Below are 14,446 nucleotides of genomic sequence, written 5' to 3' on the forward strand. Positions count from 1 at the left end.
AAACCCCCATCAGATGTACTTACCTACGATCTCAATGATCTGGTTGATTTCGTCATTGCTGAGGTTGATCCTCTCCTTGGAGAAGATGGCACGGACATCCTCGGGATATTTCGGGAGGATGTCCGCGATCTTCACAGCAATGGCATCTGTAACTTCCTCGAGCGCGCTGACCTCTTCGATGATCTTGTTAGCGTCCTCGGGGGAAATGTTTGAGACCTTCTGCGCGTGGTCAAGTGCTGCTTTCTGTGATGCGAGGAGAACGTCCTCGTCCTCGAGCAATCCAGCTGTTCCTTTCCTGCTCTCGGCTACCTCCTCCAGGAGGGTCCTTACTTCTGCCAGTGTGACGTAGCGCTCGGTCATGTCTATACCTTCAGTTGTCGATGTTCCTTACAAGGTGCTCGGGGCGTGCGACGACCATCTTGGTCTTGTTTCCGTCCTTGACGGAGACCTCGTACGCTGCTCCCCTCTCTCCGACGACGACTCCGGTGAGTCCGTGGAATCTGGAGAAGGGCATGCCCTTGTGGATGCTGGGGTCGATGATGATGTTGACTTTCTCTCCTGCCTCGAAGGTTTGGAAACCTTTCGTGATGGGTGAGAGCCCGCGTGCCCTAACTGACTTCTTCAGCTTGTTGCGGGTCTTTGTCCTTGTTCCGCTGGATGCCTGCATAGCTTATCCCTTCATTGTTCTTCGAATTTGATCGCCAATACATCGAGGGTCTCGACTTTGCATTGTATCCCGAGCCTCTCAGAGAAGCTTGGGACGCTTCTGCCCTCGTCACCGGACACGAATTCCTTCACGTACGTACCCGAGTCGGTCTCGAGTTCGAGATCGAACGAGTCGTCGGAGATCCATTCCGCCTTGCACCAGTGGATTTTTCTCTTTCTCACAAGGTCAGCACGTCTGTGCTCGACCCTGCGTGGAGTCCTCTGGTCTATATTGACGTCCTTGAACGATAGGGCAACCTTAACTAACTCCTCTTTATTAACTTTGCCCTCAGCTATAATGTGCACGTGATATATTTTATCAGAAGCAGCGGCTTTGTAGCGCTCTACGGCCTCTCTCTGAACGAAGTGCAGGCTGTTGTATCCTGCCATGTCGTTCATGTTCGCCCTTCTCTCGAGCTCGTCGAGGTCGATGTCCCTGTGCTTGGGCTGACTGATCTCCAGCACGAAGGGCCTTCCGTCGCCCAGCATGCAGGCGTCGATGTCCTCGCGGCCCATGCCGTGGAAGAAGTGCTCCTGTCCGCCGGCCATCTCAAGTGCGATGTCTCCGATGATCTCCTGGACGGAGGTCTCGTACATCTTCCCTTTCCCGTTGCAGTGGTCGCAGCCCTTTCCGTGGCAGATCCTGCAGGGCCATATCGTCTGGGGGATCTCCCTGCTGTACTTGGTGTAGCGTCCGGCAATGAACACGGGCGATATGTCCAGGGTGACGTCGGCGAAACGGGTGTCCACAAGAGCTACGACCTGAGGGTTCTTGAACTCCACAGGACGGTGAATCATTGGAAGTGCCAGTTTTCCGATCTCACGGTTGAGCTCGCCTTTTATGGTCTCGGCGTTCTCGAGGTTGTACTGGGCTACGAGCTCCTTCTCCCTCTCGACTATCTCAGGCTCTATCCTGCTGCCGATGAGGAAGTTCTCGGAGTCGACCTCGTTGATCTTCTCCGCAGCAGCCTCGGCGAATCTCGGGAGCATCTCGAAGATGCCCTCGCACAGAGGGCAGAAATCCTCGGCAGGCGCTTCGGCGCCGGTCTCTTTCAGAGCATCGCGGATCATCTGTCCGCGGTACTCGTTGGTCATCCCGCTGCCGAACTTCCCGAACATGCGTCCGAGACAGTGGTCACAGAGCCCGGTCTCCGCCAGGGCTCTCGCTGTATCAAGATTGTCCGCAATCCAGGATTCCATGTTATCCCTCAGAGGTCGAATCCCATCTCGGTGATCCTGAGCATCGGGCGTTGGCTCTCGAGATAGTGGTATACGGTGGCGTGCTCGCTTCCGTTGATCAGAAGCTCGACGGCGTGCTTCGCCACGGGAAGGCTGACGGAGTTCCCGATCAATCCCACGGTGTTCCCGTAGATGACCATGTCGCATCCCGTGAGCTCCTCGATGAGCTTGCGGGTCTTACCGTTCTTGCCTATGAGGCGTCCCCTCACGCGGGGCATCTGGCTGGAGCGGTCTCCGATGGCCTCCTTCACGTCTATGAGCTCGAAGTACTCGTCATCGTCGAACAGCCTCATGGCCTTGTCGGGGTTGAATCCCCTTCCAACCGCCTTCACGACATCCATGAGCTGGAGCGCCTTCAGCGGGTCCTCGAGCTCGACGTCGTCGTGCAGAATTACCTCTCCCTCTTCCGTGTCGATGTCCATCTTGATCCCAGAAATGTTCTGTAGGATCTTCTTGGTCTCCCCGTTCTTGCCGATGAGTGTACCGACCCTGTCGGCGGGTATCCTGATAGATCTCATTCCTCTTCCTCTCCGTCTTCTTTGCCGTTAAGTGTCTCTTCAAGGACCTCGGCGTCCGTCCGGACGTCCGCGTCCCTCTTCCTGAAGAAGCTGTTTATGTTGTGGATGTCCCTTTCCAGGAGCTCCTTTGCATTGTAATGGTCTCTGGTCATGGCCTGGCCGACATCGATCATGATCGGCTCGCCGTCCAGCATGAGGATGTTGTACTCGCTCAGGTCTCCGTGGACCAGGTGGGCCTCCTGCCATCCGTCGATGATGAAGGACAGCACATCCTCGTATGTCTCGTCGGGATCGTCCAGGATCACGTCCTTGAGCTGCGGTGCAGGTCCCGATTCGTCGCCTATGTACTCCATGAGCAGGCAGTTCTGATTGAATGTTATGGGTTCCGGCACGGGTATCCCTGCCTGGTTGTACCTGTCCAGGTTCTTGAACTCCTTGTTCACCCATGCGTAGATCAGCTTCCAGCGGTTGCCAGTGACCCCTCTGAATCTAGGGTCTCCCTCGACGTACTTCGCCACCCTTTTGAACGTGGATGTGGAGGTCCTGAAGATCTTCAGGGCCATACCCTCATCGTTCTCGTCAGTGGCGTAGAATACATTGCCCTCCTTTCCGGTGGAGATGGGGTAGTGGACGGCGTCGATATACCCGCTGGTCATGAAGTCGTAGATCGTCATCAGGGTCTTCTTGTCGAAGACCTCTGCCTCGGTCTCCCTCTCATCGCCGGTCTTGTTGGTCTTGAGGGCATCCACACGCCTTTCCAGGTATGCATACGCCTCCTCGTACGAGGACATGCGGAGTCACCTAATCAGAAAATGTCCAGGTTCTTGGGGACCTTGTTCCTCTTGCTGAGGTTGATGGCCTGCGTCTTGGTGTATCTGAACCTGACGTCGCACTTGTCGGGCTGGAAATCCCATACGGATATGATCAGCAGGTCGCCTTCCCTGATCCACATCCTCTTCTTTATCTTTCCAGGGATGCGTCCTACGCGGGATACTCCGTCCTCGCACATGACTTTGATCTTGGATGCGCCGAGCAGCTGATCCGCTATCCCGAACATCTCTGCTTCCTTGATGTTAGGCAGACGTACGCGTGTTACGTCCTCATCAGGCATTTCAAGCGGTTCATTGTCGCTCATTTTTATCCTTCCAATATTAATCGCATTATAAAGGGCCTTATAAAAACTTAATGCGGATTATTTGGCTAGTAACCGTTATAAAGGAGTTTGCGATGGTCTCCTTCATAGCTCCAGTAGTGTAGCGGCCAATCATTCAGCCCTTTCGAGGCTGACACACGGGTTCGAATCCCGTCTGGAGCACTCACTTTCTTTCACGGAATCATTCGGAGCATCATCAGTTCTTCAGGATTCTCTTGCGGTACTCATCACTCTTCTTCGAGATCTCGTCCACATTGGAATCCGTCACCCTGTATACCTCCGGAAGCTCGTTCGGATGCTCCCTCAGGAAGGTGTCCATGAGGGGTTGGTCGGGGAACTCCAGGTTCTCGAGGTACTCCCTGTTCCAGTTCTCGGCAATTTCAAGTGCATGAAGAGGGCCCTTGTCCATGAACATGGCAGCGAAGATCGATGCGACGGTGGTGTCCTCCGATAGGACGGCGACGTTGCTGCCCCTGACCGCGAATTCCTCTCCGTTGAACGATACGGCGAGTCCGTTGGCGTCGCGGATCAGGTCCAGCGGCTGGAAGTCCGTGGCGCTGCTGCCGATGTACATCGTGCAGTCCAGATCTATGGCGGTGAGCCTCCTGATGTCCAACATGCGATAGGCCTTCTTGTGAGAGGTCATCGCATCCGTAGCCTCCATCAGACCCATGGCGCCCGCCTCTGCGATCCTGGTGCTGATGACCGAATCCATCAGCTTGATGATCTCTATATCCTCTTCCAGCAGTTCCGTGGGAACATTCAGCTCATAGAAGGTCTCCGGCACGTCCAGATGGTTAATCTCTTTGGCGATGTCTTTGAGCTTGCGGGCATCTGCGCGCCCCATCATCATCTGGTCTATGCAGAGCTTGGAGTCGGTGACATGGAGCATGTTGGTCCCCAGTCTTTCCACGAGCTCCATGGTGCCGTGCTCGAGCATGGATGTTGTGATGTACGTCTCCATCTGACCTGAGATGTGCTTCATGGTCCTGGCTGCGTTGGGCATCATCTCCAGATCCTGTGCGCTGTACTTGTGGATCAGATGGTCGGTGGCCCCGAAGGCCTTCAGGAACGGGACGCACCATTTGTAGTAGCTGCCGGCTGTGGCGTCCTCTCTGTTGAGGACATAGGATGTGAGCCTGTCGTATCTCTCGAGGACATCAAAGAAATGCTCCCCGTCATCTATGAAGCGTCCGCAGAGCTGCCTGATATCGTTGTTCCTGGTCAGGAATCCCCAGCATGAGCAGAGGACATATCTGTCCGGCGGGAGTCCGAGGTCGACTGTCGGGTCGAATTCGTCCGGCACGGGATCACTCCAGCGACTCATCGACCTGTCTCGACAGGTCGTATGGCGAATCCAGCTTCTTCCCGTTCTCGTAGAGGCACTTGTCCTTGATCTCGACCCTACCATTCGCGAACTCACGTATGGTGGCGACGATCAGCGGGAGCTCGCGCTTCGCGCCGTCCTCCCTGATCCTCTTGAAGAGGGGCTCATCCTGTCCCTCTTCCTCTTTGATCTGCTCCAGGGTCTTCGTTTTCAGCTTGGATTCCATCCCTTCCCAGAGCTTGTCGTAGTCTCCTCCGCGGATGGGGAAGCCGCAGTATGTGAGTGCCGCGCCCCTGTCCCATTCCTCGGTGCAGATGTGCATCATTATTCCCTGCTTGTCAGCTTTCTCCGAGATGAGCTGCCAGATGACCTCCTGCCATGTGCCCTTGGGGCCGGTGGGCAGAGCGGGATGCAGGTTCAGCATGTCGTATTGCCTGCAGGTCTCATCGTCCATCCACAGCATGTATCCTGCGAGGATCCCCAGGTCGAACTCGTACTTCCCGGTGAGCTCCCTCAGGAGCTTGCCGTACTCGTCGCGCCAGGCCTTCTCATCCTGCTTCCACAGCTCGGGCTTGAACTTCTTCCAGGAAGCGGTGACCAAGGGTATGCCGTAGCCCTTGACCATGTCGAAGAACATCTGCCTCTGCTCCCTCTTGGGGTTGTCCTCTTCATTATTGTCCCAATTGCAGAAGACGAATGCGATCTCCACATCGAGACCACCCTTCTCCTTCTGGTCCATGACCGTTTTCAAAAGGTTGCGGGATCCGGGACCCCTGCCTGTAGAGAACCAACCGAGTCTGAGCATCGTGACGGCTATGGGAGAGGTGCGATAAAAGGGATGCTACACTCCAAGTCATGTCCAGAACCATACCCTTTAAAACAGTGTTGAATGTTATGGTCTAACATGGTTAGATTTAATCCGGTGATCTCGAAGATCATCGTAGCTGCGTTCCTGATCGCGTTCTTCGCGGTATTCATCTGGGCCGCGTTCTTCCTGGAGCCTGCAGAAACGGATGTGGAGAGTGCAACGTACGATGGTGCCGAGGGAGTGATCACCGTCACGATGAAGGTCCCGCTGGCGGACGGAAGCTGGGTGGCTTCAGTCTATGTCTCGGATTCCGATGAAGGCACCAAGTACTACACCACCTCAGGCATAGTGACCCCTTCGGCGGACCGCATGAGCTTCACCATAACGGATTCCCAAGGTTGTCTGCTGAACCTGCCGAACGGCAGCAAGCATGTGGATGTCCATTCTCTGGCCGTTCCGCCGCATGATACGATCTTTTTCACGTTGGAGGTCTCCGATCACGTCTACTCCACGGAGGAGATGATAATGATCGGGATCGCTGTGGCCTTCATGGTCTTCGCGGTGGTGCTGGCCGTCATCAGGAGAATAGTCCGCGGCCGCTGATCAGACATCGAAGAGAACGGTCACTGAAGGAGTGGATCTGTCCACTTCCATCATGTGATACGTGACGGCCTTCACCTCGGACTTTATGCGGTGCCTGGCCCTGTCCAGGGTCTCCCCCTTGGCATGGCATACCACATCGTCACCTTCGAAGGACACCACGAATTCCTTCAGGATGAGATTGTCAGCATCCTCTATGAAAAGCAGCTCGGAGAGGAACGAGTACAGTCTGTCCTCGTCATCGATCCCGGTGACACGGATCTCCGTCTCCTCGGAAGTGCCGATATCTGACAGATCCACCGTCTGGTCGAACAGGGCGTATGCCGCATTGGCATAGCATTCCTCCAGGGTCTTCCCGAAGGCCTTGACCATCATGTCGGCCGTGTGATCTATGAGGATGTACCTCTCCATAAGTGGGTGAAGGCATTCCGGATTATTGTACCCATCGTTCGTTTTTATATCATGGAAATAATGGCCAGTACATGAAGACGAAGAATGCGCTGTTCGCAGTCGCGGCAGTCATGCTGATGGTCATGCCCATCATCCCCGCAGCAGATTATGATGCGGAAGAGGATGAGAGGCTTCTGGTCTCGACCGGACCTCTTTCCGATGACGATGACAGGAATTACCTTTTCGAAGCACTCTTGATCATAGTCATAGTGCTGGTGTTCGCAGGAGCCCTCCATGTGAAGGTCCGTGGCGTACCGAAACTTCCCAAACGCAGGAAGTAAGATGGAAGAAGCGGTATTCGAAAGGGCCAAGGATTTCGCCAGAGGGATATTCGAAGGCGACAGCAGCGGCCATGACGTATACCATACCATCCGGGTCCATGATCTGGCCCGTACGATCTGCATGAAAGAGGGCGGGGAGATGGACATAGTCCGTCTCGCTGCTCTACTGCATGACGTCGACGACCGCAAGCTGTTCGGTGGGAACGGCTTCGCCAACGCGAGACGCTTCATGGATTCTGAAAACATACCGATAGATGACCAGCTTTTCGTCTGCGACATAATCTCGCAGGTATCATTCAAGGGTAAGGATTCCGTCACGCCCTCTACGCTGGAAGGCAAGATAGTCCAGGATGCCGACCGCATGGATGCGATAGGAGCCATCGGAATCGCAAGGGCATTCGCATACGGCGGTAGCAAGGGCAGGGCGATCTACATCCCCGGAGAGTCCCCGAAGGAGGGCATGTCCGAGAAGGAGTACTTCAGCAATCAGGGCACCTCCGTGAACCACTTCTACGAGAAGCTCCTGCTCCTCAAGGACATGATGAACACAGAGACGGCCAAGAGGATGGCCCAGGCACGCCACGACTACATGGTCGGGTATCTGGAGGAGTTCATGTCCGAATGGGAAGGCACCCGCTGAAAACGCGTTAACACTTTCAGAGTCTGCGACTTACCGCCAGTTCTTTTTTTAACCAATGAATGGGTAAGGGAAGCTATGCGCATAACGATTGTAGGCTGCGGCTCCAGAGGTTCAAAGCTCGCGGAAGCGGCCGATAAGATGATGGAAGTCAAGAGGATCTATCTCGTTGACACGGACAAGAAACGTGCCGAAGCGGTAGCAGCCAGCCTCAACAAGGCCGAACTGGTCGAGGATGTGGAGGAGGAGCTCTACCATTGCGACCTGGTCATCGAATGCGCAACACAGGATGCCGCCAAGATGGTCATCCCCAAGGTCGTCTCCAGGGGAGTCGACATCATGATCATGTCGGTGGGAGCGCTTGTGGACGATGAGTTCAGGGCGATGGTCACGGACAAGGCCTCGCAATGCGATGCCAAGATCTACATCCCGTCCGGTGCGATATGCGGTACCGACGGTCTCAGGTCATCCACAGTGGGAGCGGTGCAGGAGGTCGAGCTGATCACCACCATGCCCCCGCTCAGCTTCGAGTGCATCAAGTACGTCGAGGACAAGGGAGTGGACGTCAAGACGATCAAGGACACCACCGTCCTGTTCAAGGGAACCGCCAGGGAGGCTGTGCAGTACTTCCCTAGGAACGTCAACGTCGCGGCTATCGTCAGCATCATGGGAATCGGATTCGACAAGACCATGGTGACAATCCAGGCCGATCCTGCGATCAAGACCAACTCCCACGAGCTGAGGATCAAGGGAGAGTTCGGAGAGATGACCACGCACACGTTCAACGTCCCCTCGCCGATCAACCCCAGGACATCCAACCTCTCAGTATTCTCCGCGATCTCTGCGCTGCAGAGGATCGTCAGGAACGAGTGGATAGGGATCTGATCCCGATGTCCGCCACAAGGGCCGAGAGGCTCATCTCCAATGCCGAAGGCATGGATGCTATAGTGATAATGAACGATGGGGAACCGTTCCTGGATTCCACGTTCTGGTATCTGTGCGAGCAGCCCGGAGGTTGCTTTGAAGGTTCATTCGCCATTGTTCGCAAGGACGGGACGCTGGATGTCATCGTCAGTCCTCTGGAAGCCGAATCGGCTGAGGACGGAGTGGGCAACATTTGCGTCTACCATGACGGAAAGGAGCGCGAGAACTTCATCAAGGAATCCCTGAAGGGATGCAAGAAGGTCGGTTTCAACACCCACTCCAGCACGTACGCCATGGTGCAGTACGTAAAGAAGGTCGTCGGTGAGATCGAGGCGGTCGATGCAGGAAAGGCGATCGACAGCACGGTATCCGTCAAGGATGCGAAGGAGATCGAGGCCACTAGGCAGGCATGCAAGATCTCATCCACGGTAGCGAAGGAGCTTCCGGATTATCTTTCCGAGGGAGTCTCGGAGAAGGAGGTCGCCTCCAGGATGGACAACAGGATGCGCGAGCTGGGCGGAACTGGTAACGCATTCGACACCATCGCGGCTTTCGGAGCATACTCATCACAGCCCCATCACATGCCTTGCGACTACAGGCTCAAGAAGGGAGACACCGCACTTTTCGACTTCGGAACTAAATATGCCAGATACTGCTCTGATATGACGAGGACATTGTTCCTCGGCAACCCTCCTGAGGTATTGGAGAGAGCGTACGAGGTCGTCAGGGAGGCGCAGCTCGCAGGCATCGCGGAGTATCGCGATGGGGCCAACGCCAACGCCGCTGATCTCGCAGCAAGGAAGCTCATCGACGAGACCGAGTTCAAGGGAACATTCATACATTCTTTCGGCCACGGTATCGGCCAGGATGTCCACCAGGCGATATCGGTATCGCCGAAATCTGAGCAGATCCTGCACGCGGGGAACATAGTGTCCGCAGAGCCCGGGATATACATCCCCGGCGTAGGCGGGATAAGGATAGAGGACACCGTGCTGGTCACGGAGAAAGGCTACGAGATCCTCACGGATTTCGACCACTCATTCACCGTAGTCCAATGACTCTGCCGACCCTTCTGGACTTCGAGGTAGAATCCGTCCCTTGGGATGGGGAGTTCGAGATCATACAGTGCAAGAAGGCATTGAATCCGTCCGTGATGTATCCCGTCAGGTACAGTCTCAATCCGTATGGGGGATGCGAGCACGGATGCATCTACTGTTTCGCACCCAGATACACTCATTCCGACCCCGCCAAATGGCGTGTGGTCCGTGTGAAGGCTAATATCGTGGACCGTCTGGCCAAGGAGATAGGCAACACGGAAGGGACCATAGGATTGGGAACGGTCACCGACGCGTATCAGGCAGCCGAGGGAAGGTTCAGGCTCAGCAGGATGTGCCTGGAGTTGATCCACAGCAAGGGCAGGAGCGTGTTCATAACGACGAAATCTCCGCTGGTGCTGAGGGATCTCGATCTTCTGAAGGATATGGATTCAACAGTGGCCGTATCCGTCTCGAATCCCGACGAGAGGTTCTGTAAGATGACTGAGCCTGGCGCGCCATCGTTCGAGGAGCGCTTGGATACCATAAGGAGACTTGTGGATAGCGGAGTGAAGACATGCGTCTTCATCGCACCTGTACTCTCATCATTGGAGGGCCGTGAAGAAGAGTTGGCACGCCGTCTTTCGGAGACTGGTGTGAAGAAGGTCTTCATCGACAACTACATGCGTCGCGACACAGACTACGAGAGGCTTGTAAGGATGGGGATAGACGGTTCCGTGGAAGCGGAACGCAAGGTCCGCGAAGCATGCCTGAGAGAAGGCCTGGAGCTAATCTCAGAACGTTGATTCGAGCACGAGGCGCTGCCTGTCGCCGGCATCTTCGAGTTCGGAGCAGTCGCCGTTGATCCTTCCGATCTTTATCATCTCGTAAGGTGCGACCGGTTTGCGGTCCTCGCCGCTCAGCGGGGTCGGTCCGAAGAACAGGCAGAATGCCCCGACCTTCGGCCAGTATGCGATGTCACCGACCTCCATCTCTGTGGTGCGGTTCTCCTTGGGGAGGACGACATCGAGGGGCATGTCGCAGTAGATCATTCCTCCGAGCATGTTGATGTCCAGCTTGTGCGGGCAGGACAGCCAGATGGAATTCGATATGTCCGAATCGTCCAGTTCTCCCTCGAATACAGCGTTCCTTGCCCTGATGATAATCTTGTTCATTCGATCCCTCCTCAGTTGTTCCTCTTCAGGAAGAGCTCGCGGATCTCCTTGCCGACCTTCTCGATCTGGAGGTTCCTCTCTTCCTCTTCCATCTTCTTGAGATTCGGTAGGCCTGCGTTCCATTCAGCGACCCATTGGCCGGCGAATGTGCCGTCCTCGATCTCCTTGAGTATCTTCTTCATCTCTGCTCTGGAATCATCGTTGACGATCCTGTCCCTTCTGGTAAGACCGCCGTACTCGGCGGTGTTGGAGACTTCCTGCCACATGTAGTCCAGGCCTCCCCTGTTGATCAGGTCGACGACCAGCTTGGTCTCGTGGAGTACCTCGAAATAGGCCATCTCGGGAGGATATCCCGCTTCCACCAATGTGTCGAAGCCGGCCTTGATCAGAGCTGTGATCCCTCCGCAGAGAACCGCCTGCTCTCCGAACAGGTCGGTGCAGGCCTCCCTCTGGAAAGTGGATTCGAACACACCGGCACGGGTGCAACCCATTCCCTTCGCGAGGGCGAGTGCGATGTCCTTCGCCTTTCCGGAGACATCCTGATGGATGCAGACCATTGCGGGGACCCCGAATCCTTCTTGATAGATGTTCCTGATCATGTTGCCGGGGCCTTTGGGGGCCATCATTATGACGTCCACGTCATCCGGCGGTACGATTGTCTTGAAAGTGATGGCGAATCCGTGGGCGAATTCCAATGCACAGCCCTTCTTCAGATTGGGTTCCACGAACTCCTTGTAGATCTCCGGCTGGACCTCGTCCGGCAGGAGCATCATGACGACATCGGCATCCTTCACCGCGTCCACGAAATCAGTGACCTTCATCCCATCCTCCTTGGCCTGTTTCCAAGAAGGGCCGTTAATCCTGACACCGACCGTTACGTCGAGTCCGGAATCCTTGAAGCACAGTGCCTGCGCTCTGCCTTGGGAGCCATAGCCCAGGACAGCGATCTTCTTGCCGTCGAATATGCTCAGGTCAACGTCCTTGTCGCGATAGATCTGCATGAAGCTGCCTCTATCCTCGCTACCAGTGACGTACGATTAATAATTTATCAGAAACAGTCGGCCCTCCCTGAGGGGAGGGTGAGGGCCGTCAGGCCCTGAAATGTTTATGGGATCTCTACCAACGTGTACCTCTTGTCGCTGATGTAGCTCTTCATTCCAGACGGGATCTCTTCCAGCTTGTAATCCGTTGAGGTAGTCTCGCAGTAGCTCCATTCAGTACTGCCGGTCTGCTTGACCGCTCCAGCCATGTGACTGGGCAGAAGCAGGAGCGCGGTCTTGTAGTTCAGGTTCACCTTTTCCCTGCACTGATGTGCGATGGCACAGAACAGGATCGAAGTGTCTTCACAGTCTCCTCCTTGGTCGTATAGAGTCTCTAGAGGGAGCTTCCAATACTCTGTATAGCCCATGTATTCCTCATCGGACTGATATGTGATGTATTGTGTGAACTTAAGGATGTAATTCAGTAGCAAATCTTCTGTTATATTGGAGTGCTTCTCCCTGAGGGCAGACAGCATCTTATCCACTAGCTCCTCCATGTAAGGAGCCATTGTGGTATCAGTGTAGCTTAGGGTTACAAAATCTTTGTCATGAACATGGTCTGAGCTCTGCTGCCTCTGACTTATAGTGTAGTACTCTCTGGCATACTGTAAATCATTATAATCGATTCCAATCGTGACAGTGTAAAGCTCGTTTTCGAAATACCACTTGAATGTACGGTCAACGTTTCCATTGACTGTGACGATATAGTATGATCCAATGGCGCTCTCAGTAGAGGCGACAACAGTATATTTCCCGCCGTCGGGGAAGCTGTACTCTCCAGATACGGTGATTGTTTCTCCAGTATCGAGATTCTTGATGGTATATGTCGCATCAGTCAATCCGAATACTTCATCCAGATCGAGTTCTGTATCGGATTCAAGAGTCAAGTCATTGTCTTTGCCGTTGAGAGCGTAGACGGTCATGGAGCCTCCAATGATGATGTCTACCTCTAGATCCTTCGAGATGAGATTGAAACTAGAGTCGTACCATCCTGCGAACTCTACTTCGGAATCCACACTGGCTTTCAATCTTGCAGTCGCCCCAATCTTGTAGGGGCTTTCGTTACCCGTGACCTCGATTCCACATCCCGTGAGAACGGTAAGCTCGCACGATTTCTCGATTTCGATGATCTCATCGTAGGCATACTCGTATATGAAGCGGTAGAGGTAATTATCATCGGTTCCGTAGTAGCTCACGATTTTGTAGGTTATCCATCCATTGGCATCTGTCCACTGCTTTTCTTTAGAACCGTTATTGTTGAGGTATTCCACGACATTGCATAGGATCTCGTCGCCGTTGTCAGTGGTAATTGTTTCGGTGTAGTGGTCTATTATGGTGCGCGGTATTTCCGATGACCAATATGTGCTGGAATCGGTGAGGGTCATCTCGCTTCCAGTATACAGGTACTTGTATGTGGTAACGTCATCGTTCTGGATGTAGTAGGAGCGTTTATCTTCGTTGAAGTAGAGGTATGTGCATGTGAGGGTTCCTGATATAGAGTAGGGGTTGATGCCTCTCTTATATTCTCCACTCTTGCTGAACGTGATGGAGTGGCCAGACAGGTCGTCCCCCCAGAGCGCGTACAGAGTGATGTTGCCGGTGAGGTCCGTGGTGTCACCGGTGAAACGTGTCTCATGATCCTTGTCCAGGAACCATCCGTCGAATATCAGATCCGTCTTAGAAGGGTTGGGGATCTCCAGTTCATCGCCAGGGGTGTACTGTTTAGGCGCATCCTCCGAAATGGTGCCTCCATCCAGTTCGTACGTGATGGAATAATGCTTGTTCGGCGGTTCGTTCACCACAAGCGATGCCCCAAGCACACAGGCTAGGGCGATTACTATGACAATCGAGACTGTCGCTACTCTGTTCATTTCCTGCTCCTTGCTGTTTTAACCCTCATTAAGTAAAAAAAGCCTACTGAAACCTGAGCGGAAAAAGTGTAAGGCCGTGCGCTCCGACTGAGGGATTATATTGTCCAACATTGCTATCTCGGGCATGATCGTTGAATCCATCTGGGGGAAGAAGATGGCCCTCGTCATCATAGATCCCCAGCGCAAGTTCTCCTTGGACATCCCCGATTGGGAAGACAGGGCGCGGCCGGCCGTGGAGGCCATCAATTCCTTCGCGAAGGAGTTCCGCAGCCGCGGCAGACCAGTGATCTTCATCCATTTCGACGGTCCGTCCCATACCGGTTACTCGGGGGACGATGCGGATTCGTGGCTGCCTGGATTGGAGTCCTTCGATTCGGATATCGTGGTGCACAAGTGTCACATGAACTGCTTCAAGGAGACGGATCTCGAGAAGGTCCTCAGGGATTCAGGATCGGACTGCGCTTTGTTCACAGGCATGCTGACGGAATACTGCGTCATCAGCACGTACTTCGCTGCTTCGGAAAGGGGAATAGTACCTTATCTGGGGAAGGACGCGCTGATCCCTTACAACTCCAAGGGCAACGAGGCCGCAGAGCTGATATGCAGCACCGCAGGCATGGAGACCGTCAGGAGATTCCTGGACGGCGAGCAGGCACCGATCAGGATGGTGCACTGAGAAGAAAG

Annotated in this window: 19 protein-coding genes and 1 tRNA gene; 8 read left to right on the forward strand and 12 right to left on the reverse strand. The window is 54.5% G+C overall.

Features of this window, described 5'->3' with window-relative positions:
* Positions 1–9 precede the first annotated feature (9 nt).
* From PED39_04040 to eif1A, 6 genes are read right to left on the reverse strand one after another with little or no spacing between them, the layout of a single operon-like run.
* Positions 10–360: an RNA polymerase Rpb4 family protein gene (locus PED39_04040; GenBank protein ID WII06763.1), complete on the reverse strand. Its 351-nt coding sequence runs from the start codon at positions 358–360 to the stop codon at positions 10–12.
* Positions 361–370: 10 nt separating this feature from the next.
* Entirely contained in the window at positions 371–667 is a 297-nt protein-coding gene (locus PED39_04045; GenBank protein WII06764.1) for a 50S ribosomal protein L21e, read from the reverse strand.
* Positions 668–678: 11 nt separating this feature from the next.
* Entirely contained in the window at positions 679–1,905 is a 1,227-nt protein-coding gene (locus PED39_04050) for a tRNA pseudouridine(54/55) synthase Pus10 (protein ID WII06765.1), read from the reverse strand.
* Positions 1,906–1,913: 8 nt separating this feature from the next.
* The gene (locus PED39_04055; GenBank protein ID WII06766.1) at positions 1,914–2,462 is read right to left on the reverse strand and encodes a KH domain-containing protein; all 549 of its coding nucleotides are present in this window, start codon (positions 2,460–2,462) and stop codon (positions 1,914–1,916) included.
* On the reverse strand, positions 2,459–3,253 hold the full coding sequence (locus PED39_04060) for a serine protein kinase RIO (GenBank protein WII06767.1): 795 nt from the start codon (positions 3,251–3,253) through the stop codon (positions 2,459–2,461). The genes PED39_04055 and PED39_04060 overlap by 4 nt, the downstream gene beginning before the upstream one ends.
* Positions 3,254–3,267: 14 nt before the next feature.
* Positions 3,268–3,597: a translation initiation factor eIF-1A gene (gene eif1A, locus PED39_04065; GenBank protein WII06768.1), complete on the reverse strand. Its 330-nt coding sequence runs from the start codon at positions 3,595–3,597 to the stop codon at positions 3,268–3,270.
* Positions 3,598–3,704: 107 nt separating this feature from the next.
* Between eif1A and PED39_04070 the strand changes: the two genes are divergently transcribed.
* Positions 3,705–3,777, forward strand: a tRNA-Glu gene (locus PED39_04070).
* Between the two features lie 34 nt (positions 3,778–3,811).
* Here PED39_04070 and PED39_04075 read toward each other — a convergent pair.
* On the reverse strand, positions 3,812–4,921 hold the full coding sequence (locus tag PED39_04075; GenBank protein ID WII06769.1) for a hypothetical protein: 1,110 nt from the start codon (positions 4,919–4,921) through the stop codon (positions 3,812–3,814).
* Positions 4,922–4,925: 4 nt separating this feature from the next.
* Positions 4,926–5,747, reverse strand: coding sequence for a formyltransferase family protein (locus PED39_04080; protein WII06770.1), 822 nt, complete (start codon positions 5,745–5,747; stop codon positions 4,926–4,928).
* A gap of 99 nt (positions 5,748–5,846) precedes the next feature.
* Between PED39_04080 and PED39_04085 the strand changes: the two genes are divergently transcribed.
* Positions 5,847–6,353 carry a hypothetical protein gene (locus PED39_04085; protein ID WII06771.1) on the forward strand — a complete coding sequence of 169 codons (507 nt, stop codon included), beginning with the start codon at positions 5,847–5,849 and terminating at the stop codon, positions 6,351–6,353.
* Here PED39_04085 and PED39_04090 read toward each other — a convergent pair whose 3' ends face one another.
* On the reverse strand, positions 6,354–6,761 hold the full coding sequence (locus PED39_04090; protein WII06772.1) for an archease: 408 nt from the start codon (positions 6,759–6,761) through the stop codon (positions 6,354–6,356).
* Positions 6,762–6,832: 71 nt separating this feature from the next.
* Between PED39_04090 and PED39_04095 the strand changes: the two genes are divergently transcribed.
* From PED39_04095 to PED39_04115, 5 genes are all read left to right on the forward strand, one after another.
* Positions 6,833–7,081, forward strand: a complete 249-nt coding sequence (locus tag PED39_04095) for a hypothetical protein (GenBank protein WII06773.1) — start codon at positions 6,833–6,835, stop codon at positions 7,079–7,081.
* A 1-nt stretch (position 7,082) separates the two neighbouring features.
* Positions 7,083–7,721: an HD domain-containing protein gene (locus PED39_04100; GenBank protein ID WII06774.1), complete on the forward strand. Its 639-nt coding sequence runs from the start codon at positions 7,083–7,085 to the stop codon at positions 7,719–7,721.
* A gap of 75 nt (positions 7,722–7,796) precedes the next feature.
* Positions 7,797–8,603 (forward strand): aspartate dehydrogenase, encoded by an 807-nt coding sequence (gene nadX / locus PED39_04105; protein ID WII06775.1) that lies wholly within the window; start codon positions 7,797–7,799, stop codon positions 8,601–8,603.
* Positions 8,588–9,700 (forward strand): Xaa-Pro peptidase family protein, encoded by a 1,113-nt coding sequence (locus PED39_04110; GenBank protein WII06776.1) that lies wholly within the window; start codon positions 8,588–8,590, stop codon positions 9,698–9,700. The genes nadX and PED39_04110 overlap by 16 nt, the downstream gene beginning before the upstream one ends.
* The gene (locus PED39_04115; GenBank protein ID WII06777.1) at positions 9,697–10,482 is read left to right on the forward strand and encodes a radical SAM protein; all 786 of its coding nucleotides are present in this window, start codon (positions 9,697–9,699) and stop codon (positions 10,480–10,482) included. The genes PED39_04110 and PED39_04115 overlap by 4 nt, the downstream gene beginning before the upstream one ends.
* Here PED39_04115 and PED39_04120 read toward each other — a convergent pair.
* The 3 genes from PED39_04120 to PED39_04130 all read right to left on the reverse strand — a co-directional run bounded on the left by PED39_04120 (position 10,471) and on the right by PED39_04130 (position 13,762).
* Positions 10,471–10,851, reverse strand: coding sequence for a cyclophilin-like fold protein (locus tag PED39_04120; protein WII06778.1), 381 nt, complete (start codon positions 10,849–10,851; stop codon positions 10,471–10,473). The two genes, PED39_04115 and PED39_04120, sit on opposite strands and share 12 nt — an antisense overlap.
* Positions 10,852–10,862: 11 nt before the next feature.
* Positions 10,863–11,852, reverse strand: coding sequence for a ketol-acid reductoisomerase (gene ilvC / locus PED39_04125; protein WII06779.1), 990 nt, complete (start codon positions 11,850–11,852; stop codon positions 10,863–10,865).
* A gap of 104 nt (positions 11,853–11,956) precedes the next feature.
* On the reverse strand, positions 11,957–13,762 hold the full coding sequence (locus PED39_04130; GenBank protein ID WII06780.1) for an InlB B-repeat-containing protein: 1,806 nt from the start codon (positions 13,760–13,762) through the stop codon (positions 11,957–11,959).
* A 124-nt stretch (positions 13,763–13,886) separates the two neighbouring features.
* Here PED39_04130 and PED39_04135 point away from each other — a divergent pair, with 124 nt between their 5' ends.
* Positions 13,887–14,438 (forward strand): cysteine hydrolase, encoded by a 552-nt coding sequence (locus tag PED39_04135; protein WII06781.1) that lies wholly within the window; start codon positions 13,887–13,889, stop codon positions 14,436–14,438.
* Positions 14,439–14,446: the final 8 nt, after the last annotated feature.

This window comes from Methanomassiliicoccales archaeon LGM-RCC1, from assembly GCA_030168575.1.
Lineage (GTDB): Archaea > Thermoplasmatota > Thermoplasmata > Methanomassiliicoccales > Methanomethylophilaceae > Methanoprimaticola.

Coding starts and splice junctions, on each gene's coding strand:
- PED39_04095 (WII06773.1), top strand. CDS start 6,833: ATGAAGACGAAGAATGCGCTGTTCGCAGTCGCGGCAGTCATGCTGATG.
- ilvC (WII06779.1), bottom strand. CDS start 11,852: ATGCAGATCTATCGCGACAAGGACGTTGACCTGAGCATATTCGACGGC.
- PED39_04120 (WII06778.1), bottom strand. CDS start 10,851: ATGAACAAGATTATCATCAGGGCAAGGAACGCTGTATTCGAGGGAGAA.
- PED39_04050 (WII06765.1), bottom strand. CDS start 1,905: ATGGAATCCTGGATTGCGGACAATCTTGATACAGCGAGAGCCCTGGCG.
- PED39_04085 (WII06771.1), top strand. CDS start 5,847: ATGGTTAGATTTAATCCGGTGATCTCGAAGATCATCGTAGCTGCGTTC.
- eif1A (WII06768.1), bottom strand. CDS start 3,597: ATGAGCGACAATGAACCGCTTGAAATGCCTGATGAGGACGTAACACGC.
- PED39_04040 (WII06763.1), bottom strand. CDS start 360: ATGACCGAGCGCTACGTCACACTGGCAGAAGTAAGGACCCTCCTGGAG.
- nadX (WII06775.1), top strand. CDS start 7,797: ATGCGCATAACGATTGTAGGCTGCGGCTCCAGAGGTTCAAAGCTCGCG.
- PED39_04045 (WII06764.1), bottom strand. CDS start 667: ATGCAGGCATCCAGCGGAACAAGGACAAAGACCCGCAACAAGCTGAAG.
- PED39_04055 (WII06766.1), bottom strand. CDS start 2,462: ATGAGATCTATCAGGATACCCGCCGACAGGGTCGGTACACTCATCGGC.
- PED39_04090 (WII06772.1), bottom strand. CDS start 6,761: ATGGAGAGGTACATCCTCATAGATCACACGGCCGACATGATGGTCAAG.
- PED39_04115 (WII06777.1), top strand. CDS start 9,697: ATGACTCTGCCGACCCTTCTGGACTTCGAGGTAGAATCCGTCCCTTGG.
- PED39_04080 (WII06770.1), bottom strand. CDS start 5,747: ATGCTCAGACTCGGTTGGTTCTCTACAGGCAGGGGTCCCGGATCCCGC.
- PED39_04130 (WII06780.1), bottom strand. CDS start 13,762: ATGAACAGAGTAGCGACAGTCTCGATTGTCATAGTAATCGCCCTAGCC.
- PED39_04135 (WII06781.1), top strand. CDS start 13,887: ATGATCGTTGAATCCATCTGGGGGAAGAAGATGGCCCTCGTCATCATA.
- PED39_04060 (WII06767.1), bottom strand. CDS start 3,253: ATGTCCTCGTACGAGGAGGCGTATGCATACCTGGAAAGGCGTGTGGAT.
- PED39_04100 (WII06774.1), top strand. CDS start 7,083: ATGGAAGAAGCGGTATTCGAAAGGGCCAAGGATTTCGCCAGAGGGATA.